Genomic DNA, 15651 nt, shown 5'->3' with positions numbered 1-15651 from the left:
ATCATGACCACAGTCATCAAGAACGGCACCATCGTCACGGCCGACCTCACCTATAAGGCGGATGTGAAGATCGACGGCGGCAAGATCGTCGAGATTGGGCCGAACCTCTCCGGCAACGAGGAGCTGGATGCCACAGGCTGTTACATCATCCCAGGCGGCATCGATCCGCATACCCATCTCGAAATGCCCTTCATGGGCACCTATTCCTCCGACGATTTCGAAAGCGGCACACGGGCGGCGCTTGCCGGCGGTACGACCATGGTCGTCGATTTCGCTCTACCCTCTCCGGGCCAGTCGCTGCTCGAAGCGCTGACCATGTGGGACAACAAGTCCACGCGGGCCAATTGTGACTATTCCTTCCACATGGCGATTACCTGGTGGGGCGAACAGGTCTTCAACGAGATGAAGACGATTGTCCAGGATAAGGGCATCAACACCTTCAAGCACTTCATGGCCTACAAGGGCGCGCTGATGGTGAACGATGACGAGATGTTCGCCTCCTTCCAGCGCTGCGCCGAGCTCGGCGCCCTGCCGCTCGTCCATGCGGAAAACGGCGATGTCGTCGCCTCGCTGTCCGCCAAGCTGCTCTCGGAAGGCAATAATGGTCCCGAAGCGCATGCCTATTCGCGCCCGGCCGAAGTCGAGGGCGAGGCGACCAACCGCGCCATCATGATCGCTGACATGGCCGGCTGCCCTGTCTACATTGTCCACACCTCCTGCGAACAGGCCCATGAAGCGATCCGTCGGGCGCGCAGCAAGGGCATCCGCGCCTATGGCGAGCCGCTGATCCAGCACCTGACGCTCGATGAGACCGAATATTTCAACAAGGACTGGGATCACGCCGCCCGCCGTGTCATGTCCCCTCCCTTCCGCAACAAGCAGCATCAGGACAGCCTTTGGGCCGGCCTCGCCTCCGGCTCACTGCAGGTGGTGGCGACCGATCACTGCGCCTTCACGACGGCGCAGAAGCGCTTCGGCGTCGGCGACTTCACCAAGATCCCGAATGGCACCGGCGGTCTGGAAGACCGCATGCCGATGCTCTGGACCTATGGCGTCAATACCGGCCGCCTGACGATGAACGAATTTGTCGCCGTCACCTCCACCAACATCGCCAAGATCCTCAACATCTACCCCAGGAAGGGCGCGATCCTCGTCGGCGCCGATGCCGATATCGTTGTTTGGGATCCGAAGCGCTCCAAGACCATTTCGTCGAAGAGCCAGCAGTCGGCGATCGACTACAACGTCTTCGAAGGCAAGGAAGTCACCGGCCTGCCGCGCTACACGCTGACGCGCGGCGTCGTGGCGATCGAGGAGGACACGGTCAAGACCCGCTCAGGCCATGGCGAATTCGTCAGGCGCGAGCCGGTCACCGCCGTCAGCAAGGCGCTTTCGACCTGGAAGGAGATCACCGCCCCCCGGAAGGTTGAACGTACGGGCATCCCGGCAAGCGGGGTGTGATACAAATGCGCGGCCATCTGCTTCCGATCATCGTCTCCCTGGCCGCGCTCTCCAGTGCGGCCCTCTTTAATATGGCTCAGGCCGACACGCTGCCGATCAAAGGCAGCTACGGTAACAAGGATGGCTGCGCCTACGCCAAGAGCGGCGAAAGCACGGGCTCGGACAATTTCTTTCTGCTGACATCAGAGGGCATCACGACCGCCGTCTCCTATTGCGAAATCAAGAAGGTTCTGAAGACCGAGGGCAAGAACTTCACTGCAACGGTCTCCTGCCACGCAGAAGGCGAAGAGAACAGCGCCGACGATACCGCTCGGATCACCTCAGGACCGAAGGGCTATACGATCGGCCTCACCTCGGATGCTGCAATCAAGTGGGGGCCGCTGCCGCTATGCCGATAGCTTCACGCAGGCACCAGCGCATCCAACTCGGGCAACAGGATGACGCTCTCCTGCTCGTTCGGGTCGGTGCGCGCAATGATCGCCGTGCAGGGTGTGCTGCTGAGGTTCGCCGGAAGGTGCGGCACCCCAGCCGGAATGTAAAAGAGCTCACCCGCTCTCACGATCACGTGGTTTTCCAGCTCGTCGCCATACCAGGTGTGCGCCTCGCCGGAGAGCATGTAGATCGCCGTCTCATGCGCCTCATGCAGATGCGCCTTGGCCCGCACACCAGGCGGAATGGTGAGAAGATGCATGCAGATGCCCTTCGCACCGACAGTCTCGGCGGCAATACCCTGGAAATAGCTAAGCCCCTGCTTGCCGTCATAGGTGTGGTCGGGGCGAACAATATGGCAGGTGGGCTTTGATTTTATGTCCATCCTCATCCTCCAAGGACTATGCTGCCGGAAAGGCCGGCGGCAATAATATCATGGAAAACTGCGCCCGCGCGGCGAAAACAAGACTGGTTGATTAATGCAAGCACCCTCCGTCGTATCCGCCAAGGATCTCTGTCTCACCTACCAGACGAATGACGGGCCAGTGCATGCGCTGAGCGATGTTACTCTCGATATCTGCAAGGGCGAATTCGTCTCCTTCATTGGCCCATCCGGCTGCGGAAAGACGACTTTCCTGCGCGTGATTGCCGATCTCGAGCGTACGACGTCGGGCGATATCGCCATCAATGGCATGTCGCCGGAAGAGGCACGCAAGGCACGCGCCTTTGGCTATGTCTTCCAGGCGCCGGCGCTCTATCCCTGGCGCACGATCGAGAAGAACATCGCCCTGCCGCTGGAGATCATGGGCTATTCGAGACCTGATCAGAAAAAGCGTATCGCCGATGCGCTCGATCTCGTCGAACTTTCAGGCTTCAACAAGAAATTCCCCTGGCAGCTCTCCGGCGGCATGCAGCAGCGCGCCTCGATCGCCCGCGCCCTAGCCTTTGATGCCGACCTGCTCTTAATGGACGAACCTTTCGGCGCGCTCGACGAAATCGTCCGCGATCACCTCAATGCCGCGCTCCTGAAACTTTGGGCGCGCACCAATAAGACGATCTGCTTCGTCACCCATTCCATTCCCGAAGCCGTCTACCTCTCCACCAAGATCGTCGTCATGTCGCCTCGCCCCGGTCGCGTGACAGACGTGATCGACTCGACGCTGCCAAACGAGCGCCCGCTCGATATTCGCGAGACTCCGGAGTTCCTGGAAATCGCCCATCGCGTCCGCGAAGGGCTGAGGGCGGGGCATAGCTATGAGCAGTAAGGCTTGGCGTTCAGGTGTTACCCCCTTCTGTCCTGCCGGATATCTCCCCCACGAGGGCGGAGAGGGGGGTAACCTCATCCTCCACACAGGGAGGGAGGCGGCATGAAACCCGACAGCCTCAAAGACAAGATCGTTCCCGTCCTCACCATACTGCTGGTGCTGGTTGCGATATGGTACGTCGCCGCCGTCTTCATGAACGCGCCCTTCCAGCGCGATATGGATACGCGCAACAACGTCACCTCGACGCCTATGGAATTCATCGGCAAGACGCTGTCCCAGCCGAAGCCCTTGCTACCGGCGCCGCATCAGGTGGCGCAGAACGTGTTCGAAAATACCTTTCTGAGAAAGTTCTCGAGCAACCGCAGCCTCGTCTATCACGCCGGCGTCACCCTCTCCTCGACCGTGCTCGGCTTTGCGCTCGGTACGCTGCTCGGCATCATCATTGCCGTCGGCATCGTCCATATCAAGGCGCTCGACCGCAGCCTGATGCCCTGGATCATCGCCTCGCAGACGGTGCCGATCCTGGCAATCGCACCGATGGTCATCGTCGTTCTCGGCTCGATCAACATCACAGGTCTGATCCCGAAGGCGCTGATATCGACCTATCTCTCCTTCTTCCCGGTCGCCGTCGGCATGGTGAAGGGGCTGCGATCGCCGGAGGTCATGCATCTCGACTTGATGCGCACCTATAATGCCACGGCCGCCCAAACCTTCTGGAAACTGCGCGTACCCGCCTCCATTCCCTTCCTTTTCACCTCGATGAAGGTGGCGATCGCCGCAAGCCTTGTCGGCGCAATCGTCGGCGAACTGCCGACCGGTGCTGTCGCCGGTATTGGCTCGAAGCTGCTTGCCGGCTCCTATTACAGCCAGACAATCGATATCTGGGCGGCCCTAGTGGCGGGCTCGGTGCTTGCGGCGATCCTTGTCGCCATCGTCGGCCTTGCCGCCAGGATCGTCGACCGCGCCATGGGCAGGAGGCCGGCATGAAACAGAAACCGGTCGTCATGTCTTGGCAGGGTCTGGTCGCCCTCCTCTTCGTCGCCGGGGCCATGATCATGCTGCCGCTCTTTGCAGCGGGCGGCACCCAGCCTCCATCCTCGGGCACGGTCGCTGTGATCGCTCTTCTAGCCGGCGCCGCAGCACTGATCTCCTTCGCGCCTCTGTCGACAATATCAGTCGCAGCCGCCCTCTTCATCGGCGCCCACGGCTCCACCTGGCTGCTGCTCGGCACGCTCGCGGGCAATGAAGGTTTCGCTGGAACTTCCTTCTTCCTGCTGCTCGCCGCCTGCTGGCTGCTCGCTTGGCGCTGCGTGACAGAGCTTTCGGACCTGAAGCCTCAGACACCATCGGGCCAATGGCTGCTGCGCCTCTTGATCCCAGCAATCTTCGGTGCTTGGATCCTCGTCATCTGGGAAGCGATCACCCGTGGTGCCGGCATTCCCTTCGTGCTGCTGCCGCCACCGAGCGCGATCTGGGCCCGTATCGCAGGTTCGCTGCCGATCCTCGGCGAAGATGTCAGGCAGACAATCTTCAAGGCGGTGCTGATCGGCTATGCGGTCGGCTGCATCAGCGGCTTCATCTTTGCCATCCTCGCGGACCGCTTCGACTTCCTGCGTCGTGGCCTGCTGCCGATCGGCAATCTGGTTTCGGCCTTGCCGATGATCGGCGTTGCTCCGATCATGGTCATGTGGTTCGGCTTCGACTGGCAGTCGAAAGCTGCCGTCGTCATCATCATGACCTTCTTCCCGATGCTGGTGAACACGGTCGCCGGACTTGCCGCCTCTGGCAACATGGAGCGTGACCTGATGCGCACCTATGCATCGAATTACTGGCAGACGCTCCTAAAGCTTCGGCTTCCGGCCGCAATGCCCTTCATTTTCAACGCACTGAAGATCAACTCGACGCTGGCGCTGATTGGTGCCATCGTTGCGGAATTCTTCGGAACGCCGATCGTCGGCATGGGCTTCCGGATCTCCACCGAGATCGGCCGCATGAATGTCGACATGGTCTGGGCCGAGATCGCCGTCGCGGCGCTCGCAGGCTCGATCTTCTATGGTGTCGTCGCCCTTGCCGAAAGGGCGGTGACTTTCTGGCATCCGTCTATCCGTGGTGGTTAGGCGCGCCTTGGCCACGCAAGTGGCCTGGGCATAACTTCAGAGGGAAAAAAGAAAATGAAAAAGTTGATGGTTGCAATGATGGCGAGCGCTATGTCGCTTGCTGCGGCGCACGCGATGGCCGCCGACAAAGTCACGCTGCAGCTGAAATGGGTCACCCAGTCTCAGTTCGCCGGCTATTATGTCGCCAAGGACAAGGGCTATTACGAAGAGGAAGGCCTTGACGTCGATATCAAGCCGGGCGGCCCTGACATCGCTCCCGAGCAGGTGATTGCCGGCGGCGGCGCCGATGTGATCGTCGACTGGATGGGCGGCGCGCTGGTTGCCCGCGAAAAGGGCGTTCCGCTCGTCAACATCGCCCAGCCCTTCCAGAAGTCCGGCATGGAAATGATCTGCCGCAAGGACGGTCCGGTTAAGACCGAAGCCGACTTCAAGGGTCACACGCTCGGCGTCTGGTTCTTCGGCAATGAATATCCCTTCTTCGCCTGGATGAACAAGCTCGGCCTCAAGACCGATGGCGGCGCTAACGGCGTCACCGTGCTGAAGCAGAGCTTTGACGTACAGCCGCTCCTGCAGAAGCAGGCCGACTGCATTTCGGTCATGACCTATAACGAATACTGGCAAGCGATCGATGCAGGCTTCAAGCCGGAAGACCTCACTGTCTTCAACTATACCGCTATGGGCAACGACCTCCTGGAGGATGGCCTCTATGCGATGGAAGACAAGCTGAAGGATCCGGCTTTCAAGGAGAAAATGGTCAAGTTCGTCCGCGCTTCCATGAAGGGCTGGAAATACGCCGTGGAGAATCCGGACGATGCGGCTGAAATCGTTGTCGATGCCGGGGGCCAGGACGAAAACCACCAGAAGCGCATGATGGGCGAGGTTGCCAAGCTGATTGGCGACGGCACCGGCAAGCTCGACACAACGCTCTACGATCGCACGGCAAAGGCCCTGCTCGACCAGAAGATCATCAACAAGGAGCCGTCGGGCGCCTGGACTCACGACATCACCGACGCTGCCGCAAAGTAAGAGCGTCTCGATACTGAAATACAACGCGCGGGGGAGATTTTCCCGCGCGTTGTTATTTTTTTGCACCCAATGAAAAAAACTCCTTGCAACTGTCGCATTTGTCAGGCGTCAAACGTCTATAGAATGTCGCGCAAAACCGGACACCGATATTGCGATAACGACATGCGTAAAACAGAAACTTGAAGCGTGAGAACGGATACGAATGACCGTGACACGCTTTAAGATGTTCAGGCCGATCAATCTTCGTCATGTTCACATAACCCTGAGGTGATTGATGAGCCCCGCAATGGTAATTAATAGTGTCTCACGGGGAATTATTTTCTGCCGGGCTTGCATGTGGAGCAAATCGATACCACGTACTAGCCGAATTTGCTGGATAGGGACGATGAGTTCCGGCAAACGGGATGCGGGTAAATACCTCTGAGATTTGGAAGACGGCATTCGCCCGACCGCGAACCTGTTTGAGGACGCGTGAGTCCGGCCGATCCCGTCAAGAGATTGGACCACGACGCATGGCACTCAAGCCGCACGCATCACTACGCGCCTCCACTTTTCTTGTCGCCGCTTTTGCGGCCTCGACCTTTCTTGCAGCTGCTTTTGCAGTCCCGGCTGCATTCGCACAGGAACCCAAAGCCTCCCAGCCGCAGGCCCAGGCCCCGCAGAACCTTCCGGCGATCGTCGTCACCAAAGCGACCGAGCGCCCGCTGGTCGATCGGGTGATCGGCACCGGAACGGTCCGGCCGATCGAGGAGGTCTATATCCAGCCTCAGGTCGATGGCCTCTCCATCCGCGCGCTGAACGTCGATGTCGGCGATGAAGTTGCTGCCGACAGCACGCTTGCAACCCTGAATGACGATGCCCTGGTGCTGCAGAAGAGCCAGATGATGGCAACCAAGGCTAAGGGTGAAGCGACCCTTGCCCAGCTCCGCGCCCAACTCGTCGAAGCGCAGGCCAATGCCGAGCAGGCACGCCAGCAGCAGGCCCGCGCCCAGGAAATGGGCAAGAAGGGTACCGTCTCCACCGCAACGGTCGAACAGGCCGATGCCGCAGCCACGGCTGCCAATGCCCGCGTCAACTCCGCCGAACAGGCAATCCAGGTTGCCGAGGCCGATCTCAAGGTGGTCGACAGCCAGATCGCCGATGCCGATCTGAAGCTTGCCCGCACGGATGTGAAGACACCCGTTGCCGGTGTGGTTTCCGCCAAGAATGCCAAGATCGGCGCGATCGCTGCTGGGAACGGCGATCCCTTGTTCACCGTCATCAAGGACGGCGCGATCGAACTCGTCGCCGACCTCTCCGAAACCGACATCCAGAAGATCAAGGTCGGCCAGAAGGCGATCGTCACCGTCGCCGGCGGCAACACCAAGATCGAAGGCAAGGTTCGGCTCGTCGCCCCGATCGTCGATCAGACCACGCGCCTCGGCGCGGTTCACATTGCCATCGACGATGATAGTGGCGCCCGGGCCGGCATGTATGGCAGCGCCGAGATTATCATTGCTGAAACCAATGCCCTCGCCCTGCCGCTTTCTGCCGTTAATACCAGCCGCAATGGCTCCTTCACCCGCAAGGTAGAGAATAACGTGGTCAAGCAGGTGGATATCGGAACCGGCATCCAGGATAGCGGCTTTGTGGAGATCACCAGCGGCCTGAAGGACGGTGATGTGGTCGTAGCCAAGGCCGGCGCCTTCGTGCGTGACGGTGACAAGATCGCTCCGGTGGCGGAAGAATCCGCTGCGTCGAACTGACTGAGGTTAGCTCCATGAACTTCTCCGCCTGGTCGATCCGCAATCCGATTGCGCCGCTGCTCGGCTTCGCGTTGCTGCTCTTTGTCGGCATCCAAGCCTTTTACGCACTGCCGATCACCCGTTTCCCGAACATCGACGTTCCCGTCGTCTCCATCACAGTGACACAGAGCGGCGCCTCGCCCTCCGAGCTCGAAATGCAGGTGACGAAGGAAGTCGAAGATGCCGTTGCCTCGATCAGCGGCATCGATGAAATTCAATCGACCGTGACCGACGGCCAATCGCAGACCGTCGTCGTCTTCCGCATCGAGAAGCCGACGGCCGAAGCCGTGCAGGACACCAAAGACGCGATCGACAAGATCCGCTCCGACCTGCCGGCTGGCATCGAAGAGCCGATCGTTTCGAAGGTCGATGTCGAGGGCCAGGCGATTCAGACCTTTGCCGTCTCCTCCCCGAACATGACGCTCGAAGAACTCTCCTGGTTCGTGGATGACACGGTCAAGCGCGCCCTGCAGGGCCAGCCCGGCATCGGCCGTATCGACCGTTACGGCGGCTCGGACCGCGAAATCCGCGTCTCGCTCAATCAGGACAAGCTGAACGCCTACGGCATCAATGCCGCCGACGTGAACCAGCAGCTGCGCGGTACCAACGTTGACCTTGGTTCCGGCCGTGGCCAGGTGGCGGGCAATGAGCAAACCATCCGCACGCTCGGCGACGCCCGCAGCGTCGCGCAGCTGACCGAGACTTCGATCACGCTCCCGAACGGTCGTTTCGTGAAGCTCTCCGAACTTGGCACCATCACCGACACCTATGAAGAACCGAAGTCCTTCTCGCGCTTCAACGGCACGCCGTCGGTCACCTTCGCTGTCTTCCGCGCCAAGGGCGCCAGCGAGGTCTCGGTGGCCGAAACCGTGGCGTCGAGCCTCGACGAGGTGCGCAAAGCAAACCCCAATGTCGCCATCCAGATGGTCGACGATTCCGTCTACTTCACCTACGGCAACTATGAGGCAGCCCTCCACACGCTGATGGAAGGCTCGATCCTCGCCGTTATCGTGGTGTTCCTCTTCCTGCGCAACTGGCGAGCGACGCTGATTGCTGCCGTCGCTTTACCGCTGTCTGCGATCCCGACCTTCTGGATCATGGATCTCATGGGCTTCTCGCTGAACCTCGTGAGCTTCCTGGCGCTGACGCTGGCGACCGGTATTCTGGTCGACGACGCAATCGTCGAGATCGAGAACATCGCCCGTCATATCAAGATGGGCAAAACGCCCTATCGAGCGGCGCTCGAAGCTGCTGACGAAATCGGCCTTGCCGTTATCGCCACCAGCTTCACCATCATCGCCGTCTTTGTGCCGGTTTCCTTCATGCCGGGCATTGCCGGCCAGTATTTCATCCAGTTCGGCCTAACCGTCGCCTTCTCCGTCTTCTTCTCGCTGATGGTAGCGCGTCTCGTCACGCCTTTGATGGCCGCCTATCTGATGCGCGCCGAAGACGGGATGGAAGACCATCAGGATAATGACGGCCTGCTGATGAAGGGCTATACCCGCCTCGTCACCGGTACGACCCGCAAATGGTACTGGCGTTACACGACGCTGCTTGCCGCCATCGGCTTCCTGATCGGCTCGATGATGCTTCTGAGCCAGGTGCCGGGCAGTTTCATGCCGCCGGACGACTCTTCGCGCGTCGTCCTGTCAGTCGAACTGCCGCCGAACGCGACACTCGATGAAACAGCGGCAACGACCGACAAGATCTATGATGCGGTCCGCGGCATCGATGGCGTCGAGAGCGTCTTCGTCCTTGGCGGCGCATCGCCGAAGGGCGATCTCGAGTTGCGTCGCGCCACCATACGCGTCATCCTTGGCAATATCGACCATTCGCTGGTCAAGACCCTCGTGAACAAGGGCCTCGGTTCATTGCCCTTCGTTGGTCAGTACGTCCCGAAGATGGAAGAGCACGGCCGCACGCGTCCGCAGTGGGATGTGGAGAAGGATATCTTCGCCGCGGTGCGTTCCATCCCGGATGCGCGCATCTCCAAGGTCAACGACCGCGCAGAACGGGATCTTACCTTCAATTTCCTTTCGTCCAACGAACAGGATCTGAACGATGCGGTGAGCCTGCTTGAATCCAAGCTGCGCGCTTCGCCGATCCTCGCCAACGTCTCTTCGGAAGGCGCCCTGCCACGACCGGAACTGCAGATCCGTCCGCGCATGGCCGAGGCATCGCGGCTCGGCATCACGCCGCAGCAGATTTCGGAGACGGTTCGTGTTGCCACGATCGGCGATATCGACGCAAACCTTGCCAAGATCTCGCTCGATGACCGGCGGATTCCGATCCGCGTCCAGACCTCGCTCGATGTCCGCCGCGATCTGGCCTCCATTCGGGCGCTGAAGATCAAGACCTCAAGCGGCGCCTCCGTGCCGCTCTACAGCGTCGCCGACATCGATTATTCGGAAGGCCCCAGCTCGATCAAGCGCAACAACCGCAACCGCGTCGTCGCCATCGGCTCCGACGTGCCCTTCGGCACGGCGCTCGATACAGCGTCGGGCGAGTTCAAACGCATTGTCTCGGAGACGAACCTGCCGAAAACGGTGCATCTGGCCGAAAGCGGTGACGCCAAGGTGCAGGCCGAATTGGTCGGCAATTTCGGCAACGCCATGCTGATGGGCCTGCTGCTGGTTCTCGTCGTGCTGATCCTGCTCTTCAAGGACGTGATCCAACCCTTCACCATCCTGTTCTCGCTACCGCTTGCCATCGGCGGCGTGGCCGCGGCGCTGATCGTCACTCAGAACGCACTGTCGATGCCGGTTCTGATCGGTATCCTGATGCTGATGGGCATCGTGACGAAGAACGCCATCCTGCTGGTGGATTTCGCCATCGAAATGAAGCGGCACGGCCTAGAACGCGTTCATGCCATGGTGGAAGCCGGCCGCAAGCGCGCCCGCCCGATCATCATGACCTCGATCGCCATGTCGGCGGGCATGCTGCCGTCTGCGCTCGGCGTCGGCGAAGGCGGCTCCTTCCGCGCGCCGATGGCGATTGCCGTGATCGGCGGCATCATCGTCTCGACGGTGCTCTCGCTCGTTGTCGTCCCCTCCTTCTTCCTGATCATGGACGACCTGTCCCGACTGCTTGGCTGGCTGTTCGGCCGCCTCGTTGGTAAAAAGGAAGAGGAAGAACTGGCCATGTCGCGCGAGGAACTGACACGCGAACTCAAGACCAGCCGGAATACGATCGAAACCCTCGAAGAACGCCTGGACGCCATCGAGAAGCCGGAAAGCAAGCGCAAGACTGCCAACGAAACTAACGTGCTGCGCCTGCCGCCTTTCGCGGCCGAGTAAACCGAATACCACGAGAGAAAAGGCCGGGCATCGACCCGGCCTTTTTGTTTTCCATGTCTAGCGCGAGCGTGGCGGCGCCGTACTGTCCCTTACGACAAGTTCGAGATCGAGCGCCTCATGGTCTTTGGGCAGCGCATTTTCGAGGATTGCCGTTACCGAACGTCGTGCAATCTCGGCAAAGGGCTGCGCGACCGTGGTCAGCCGCGGCAAGGAGGTCGCAGCTTCCGGCACGCCATCGAAGCCGACGATTGAAACGTCCTCGGGTACTTTGAGCCCGCGTTCGGCCAGCCACTGTATGGCATAGAGTGCAACCTTGTCCGACATCGCCAGAATAGCCGTCGGCGGAGTGTCGGACGAGAACAGCGCCGCCATTGCCGTCAGCGTGCTCGGTCTGTCATGCAACGTCCCCTGTATCGGAACCGCCTCGCGGGAGATGCCGTATTCCGCCAACGCCTGCCAGTAGCCATGCATGCGGTCGCGCGGCGTCGCTTCCATTTCAGGGTCCACCCGCTCCGGCGCAATCGGGCCAACGAGGCCATCCACATCGCCGATTGATAGGATCGCAATGTTCCGGTGCCCGAGCTCCAGCAGATGCCGCGCGGCCGCGGCGGCTCCGGAGACATTGTCGATGCCGATTGCCGGGATGGTCGCATCCTCTATGCCGAGCGCGAGCGCGATGAACGGCAGTTGCCGCTGACGGGTGAGCTCGACCAGCCTCTCTCCCCCTTCCACACAGAGCAGGATGAAGCCATCGACGAGCGCGCTGTTGATGTTCCAGGCAAGCCGCTCCTCGTTCATCGCCGATACGACGGCAATGCCGGTGCCGCTGGCATCGCAAACCTCGCCGATCGCCGTCATTAACGACCGCGCCCAGGGATCGTCGAAGAAATAGGTGAGCGGTTCGACAGCCGCGACGCCGATCGCGTTCACCCGCCCTGCCCTCAGCAACCTGCCCTTGATATCAGGACCGCGGTAACCGAGTTCGCGAGCGACATTGAGCACCCGCTCCCGCACTTCTTCCCGGACCACGTCTGGACGGCTGAAAACATTCGACGCCGTGCCCTGCGATACACCCGCCGCCCTGGCGACGTCAGCCAACCTTACATGCCCTTTAGCCAAGACAGCTCCTTGCAGGTATCTATTCCGCACTCTAGCAAACGATTGTATCGATTCAAAAGAAACTTGACATTTCTCAGCGACAGGAGAAAAATTGAATCGGTTCAATAACTCTATTCACATGTTGAATCGATTCAATAAACGGAGAATGAAACAATGATCCCGATCAGTTCGCTATTCAAGGATCTCTATGAGGACCGCTGGGGGAACCCGAGTTACGTCAGGCCCGTTGTGGAGACCGAGCGTGGCAAGCGCCTCTTTGTCTTCCTGCCTTTCGCGCCCCGATTCATTGGCGGCCGCAAACGCCCGGATGCCTGGTCGTTCACCATTCCGACCGACCAGACCCCTCGATAAAGTGCGCACAACTGCAGCGTTTGATCAAAATCAATTCCCCCGCGCTTCGCTTCCCCTATTCTGGCATCAAGAGGGATATCTGCGGCTTTGACCGCCGCCTGAGGCCGGAACATGAACAGGATGCTGATGCCGAGCAACCGCGAGCGCGCGCTGCTTTCCAGAGCCGGAATATTCGCCGAGTTGGATAGCGAGGAAACGGAGGCGCTGCGCGCCTGTTCCACGGTGGTGACGTCTGCTTCCCACGACATTCTCTTCCAGGAAGGCGAACCTGGCATCTATTTCTATAGCGTGCTGGAGGGGTACGTCCGACTCTTTCGTCTGAACGGAGAGGGTCGCGAGGCGGATATGCGTATCTGCGAGCCTGGCGACACTTTCGCAGAATGTCTTATCCAGGCCGGTGGCACCTATCGTTATGGAGCCCAGTCGATGGACAACACGATGCTTGCCCGCTTCCACATCGGCAAGGTACGCGCGCTCCTGGCGGAACACCCCCGGATTGGGACCGCAATCATGCGCAGCCTGTCGCTGCACCTGCTGTCGACGATGGAATGCCTCGCCAACGACCGCATGCAGACGGCGCCGCAGCGCGTGGCGCACTACCTTCTCTCCCATTGCGTAGAGGAAGGACCGGCAACGGCCTCGCTGCGGCTGCCCTTCCCGAAGAACCTGCTAGCCCGCAAACTCGGGCTAGCGCCGGAGGCGCTCTCACGTGCATTCTCGACGCTGAAATCGACTGGCGTGACGGTACGCGGTCGCTTCATCGCCATCAACGATGTCAACGCGTTGAGAAAGATTTGAGCCTTTAGAGCCCGCCCTGCACCCTTAGGAAATCGACGATCGAATTGATCCCGTCGCCACGCTTCATATCGGAGAAGACGAAGGGGCGGGTCGCCCGCATGCGCGTCGCGTCCCGCTCCATGACTTCAAGGTCAGCACCAACATAGGGCGCCAGATCCTTCTTGTTGATGACGAGAAGGTCGGATCGGGTAATCCCCGGCCCGCCCTTGCGCGGAATCTCCTCACCCTGGCAGACGGAGATCACGTAGATGGTGATATCGGCCAGATCCGGCGAGAAGGTCGCGGCCAGATTGTCGCCACCCGATTCGATGAAGACCACATCGAGATCCGGAATACGCTCGTTGAGGTTGGCAATGGCCTGCAGGTTGATCGTCGCATCCTCACGGATCGCCGTATGTGGGCAACCACCAGTCTCGACGCCGACAATGCGCTCGGACGGCAGCGCCTGCATGCGCACCAGCGCCTCTGCATCCTCGGTCGTGTAGATATCATTGGTCACGACCGCGACGGAATAATCGTCGCGCATCGCCTTGCAGAGCTTTTCGGTGAGCGCCGTCTTGCCCGAGCCTACTGGCCCGCCGATGCCAACACGCAAGGGTCCGTTTCTTGATTTCATATGTCTCACTCCAATCGAAGTCAGATGATAACGAAGCGTCAGTTTCGCGCCACCGTCAAATGACGCAGGTGCGCGGATAAGCGTTGCTTACGAACGGAATAGTCTCGTCTGTTGCGTCTCGTGGCGAAGCCCGGCGATATCCGCCTGAACACTCGCCGAACCAAGGTCGTCAAGGCTGGAGCGGGCTGCACGCGCGGCTATATCGATCACATGCTCTTCCAGTCGGGAGAGAATGGCGAGGCCGTCCTTCTGCCCTGCGACTCCGAGTCGGATGCCGGCAGAGACGGACTGGGAGAGATAGGCATGCAGAAACCCGGCGAGAGCCTTCTCCAGCGCTATGCCATGCGCCCCTGTTACCACACCGACAGCAATCGGATAGGCGGCCTTCTTCGGCAGCCGCTCGAACACATCGTCCGGCCAGGCTTGCGCAGCTGTGAGAAAGGCCTCGCCAAGCAGCATCGTTTCTTGATGTCGCTCTCGCGAACCGGCCAGCGCCGCCGCAAGGTCGGCGAGTTCCGCAAGGCGGGTTGCGTCACCATGGCTCCGATGGCTCTCGGCAAAGAGCACTGCATCGTTCCAAACGGAGCCATTACCAATCATCGTCTGCAGCCAGCGCCGCAACATGTCCGCATCCCCGACAAGCCCATCCGCCACCGCCCGCTCCAGGCCGCCGGAATAGGCGAAGGAACCGACAGGAAAAGCCGGCGATAGCCACGCCGTCAGGCGCAGCAGAGCCTGCAGCTCGCCACCCCGATCCATCGGGCGTCAATCGTGCTTGTGGTGATGATGGCCGTGATCATGATGATCGTGCCCATGTTCATGATCACGCCCGTGATCATGGTGATCGTGGTCGTGATCATGATGGTCATGCCCGTGCGAATGCCCGCCATGGGAATGATAGGCGCCGCGGGCCGGCTGGAAGGGCTCGTTGATATCGAGCACCATCGCACCCAGTCCCTGCAGCATGGTGCGGATGACATGATCGCGCAGGATGAGAATGCGATCCTCTTCGATCTGCGCAGCGAGATGGCGGTTGCCGAGATGCCAGGCGAGTTCGATCAGATGCGCGCGGTCGCGGCCGCGAATTTCGAACAGCTTCTCGTCGGCGGCAAGAATCTCGATCAGCTCGCCGTCATCGCGCACCAGCATATCGCCATTGGCAAAAAGCACCGGCTCTTTGAGATCGAGCATGACCATCTCGCCGTTCTCCAGATGCAGGAGCTTGCGACGCAGGTGCCGCAGATCGTGCGGCAGCTTGACCTGTGCAGTCGGATGGGAGGAAGGGGTACCGGCGGGAAGATAAGATGTGACGCGCTGCATGACATATCCGTTAAACTGGGACCTAGACCATGCAAAATAGCCCTTCGCGATGCAAGCACCAATGCACGTTTC

General features: G+C 60.3%; 15 protein-coding genes. 10 read left to right on the top strand and 5 right to left on the bottom strand.

All coding sequences use genetic code 11. From position 1 onward, the window contains the following. Positions 1-3 precede the first annotated feature (3 nt). Together hydA and EV281_RS12480 are read left to right on the top strand one after the other, a co-directional pair. Complete coding sequence (hydA, locus tag EV281_RS12485; RefSeq protein ID WP_132653421.1) at positions 4-1458, top strand: dihydropyrimidinase; 1455 nt, start codon at positions 4-6, stop codon at positions 1456-1458. Positions 1459-1463: 5 nt separating this feature from the next. Continuing rightward, the gene (locus EV281_RS12480; protein ID WP_165911883.1) at positions 1464-1856 is read left to right on the top strand and encodes a hypothetical protein; all 393 of its coding nucleotides are present in this window, start codon (positions 1464-1466) and stop codon (positions 1854-1856) included. Positions 1857-1858: 2 nt separating this feature from the next. Here the strand turns inward: EV281_RS12480 and EV281_RS12475 are convergent, their stop codons facing one another. Beyond that, a complete protein-coding gene (locus tag EV281_RS12475) occupies positions 1859-2272 on the bottom strand; it encodes a cupin domain-containing protein (protein ID WP_132653419.1) in 414 nt (137 codons plus the stop codon). Between the two features lie 94 nt (positions 2273-2366). Here EV281_RS12475 and EV281_RS12470 point away from each other — a divergent pair, with 94 nt between their 5' ends. From EV281_RS12470 to EV281_RS12445, 6 genes are all read left to right on the top strand, one after another. Further along, positions 2367-3152: an ABC transporter ATP-binding protein gene (locus EV281_RS12470; protein ID WP_132653418.1), complete on the top strand. Its 786-nt coding sequence runs from the start codon at positions 2367-2369 to the stop codon at positions 3150-3152. A 102-nt stretch (positions 3153-3254) separates the two neighbouring features. Continuing rightward, the gene (locus tag EV281_RS12465) at positions 3255-4139 is read left to right on the top strand and encodes an ABC transporter permease (RefSeq protein ID WP_132653417.1); all 885 of its coding nucleotides are present in this window, start codon (positions 3255-3257) and stop codon (positions 4137-4139) included. After that, entirely contained in the window at positions 4136-5269 is a 1134-nt protein-coding gene (locus tag EV281_RS12460; protein ID WP_132653416.1) for an ABC transporter permease, read from the top strand. Before EV281_RS12465 ends, EV281_RS12460 begins: the two co-directional genes overlap by 4 nt. Before the next feature lie 54 nt (positions 5270-5323). Continuing rightward, positions 5324-6295 carry an ABC transporter substrate-binding protein gene (locus EV281_RS12455; protein WP_132653415.1) on the top strand — a complete coding sequence of 324 codons (972 nt, stop codon included), beginning with the start codon at positions 5324-5326 and terminating at the stop codon, positions 6293-6295. Between the two features lie 512 nt (positions 6296-6807). After that, positions 6808-8040: an efflux RND transporter periplasmic adaptor subunit gene (locus EV281_RS12450; protein ID WP_132653414.1), complete on the top strand. Its 1233-nt coding sequence runs from the start codon at positions 6808-6810 to the stop codon at positions 8038-8040. A gap of 14 nt (positions 8041-8054) precedes the next feature. Further along, a complete protein-coding gene (locus tag EV281_RS12445) occupies positions 8055-11375 on the top strand; it encodes an efflux RND transporter permease subunit (RefSeq protein ID WP_132653413.1) in 3321 nt (1106 codons plus the stop codon). Between the two features lie 57 nt (positions 11376-11432). On the opposite strand, the gene EV281_RS12440 is transcribed toward EV281_RS12445, so the two are convergent. Beyond that, on the bottom strand, positions 11433-12494 hold the full coding sequence (locus tag EV281_RS12440) for a LacI family DNA-binding transcriptional regulator (RefSeq protein WP_132653412.1): 1062 nt from the start codon (positions 12492-12494) through the stop codon (positions 11433-11435). A 153-nt stretch (positions 12495-12647) separates the two neighbouring features. Between EV281_RS12440 and EV281_RS12435 the strand changes: the two genes are divergently transcribed. Then, positions 12648-12845, top strand: a complete 198-nt coding sequence (locus EV281_RS12435) for a hypothetical protein (protein WP_132653411.1) — start codon at positions 12648-12650, stop codon at positions 12843-12845. A 111-nt stretch (positions 12846-12956) separates the two neighbouring features. After that, complete coding sequence (locus EV281_RS12430) at positions 12957-13643, top strand: Crp/Fnr family transcriptional regulator (RefSeq protein ID WP_132653410.1); 687 nt, start codon at positions 12957-12959, stop codon at positions 13641-13643. Positions 13644-13647: 4 nt separating this feature from the next. Here the strand turns inward: EV281_RS12430 and ureG are convergent, their stop codons facing one another. The 3 genes from ureG to ureE all read right to left on the bottom strand — a co-directional run bounded on the left by ureG (position 13648) and on the right by ureE (position 15579). Then, positions 13648-14259, bottom strand: coding sequence for an urease accessory protein UreG (gene ureG, locus EV281_RS12425; RefSeq protein ID WP_132653409.1), 612 nt, complete (start codon positions 14257-14259; stop codon positions 13648-13650). 87 nt (positions 14260-14346) lie between these two features. Then, entirely contained in the window at positions 14347-15018 is a 672-nt protein-coding gene (locus tag EV281_RS12420) for an urease accessory protein UreF (protein ID WP_132653408.1), read from the bottom strand. Positions 15019-15024: 6 nt separating this feature from the next. Next, positions 15025-15579, bottom strand: a complete 555-nt coding sequence (ureE, locus tag EV281_RS12415) for an urease accessory protein UreE (protein ID WP_132653407.1) — start codon at positions 15577-15579, stop codon at positions 15025-15027. Between the last annotated feature and the right edge of the window lie 72 nt (positions 15580-15651).

It is taken from the genome of Rhizobium sp. BK418 (genome assembly GCF_004341105.1).
Taxonomy (GTDB): Bacteria; Pseudomonadota; Alphaproteobacteria; order Rhizobiales; family Rhizobiaceae; genus Rhizobium.
This window is presented reverse-complemented; position numbering and strand designations above follow the sequence as displayed.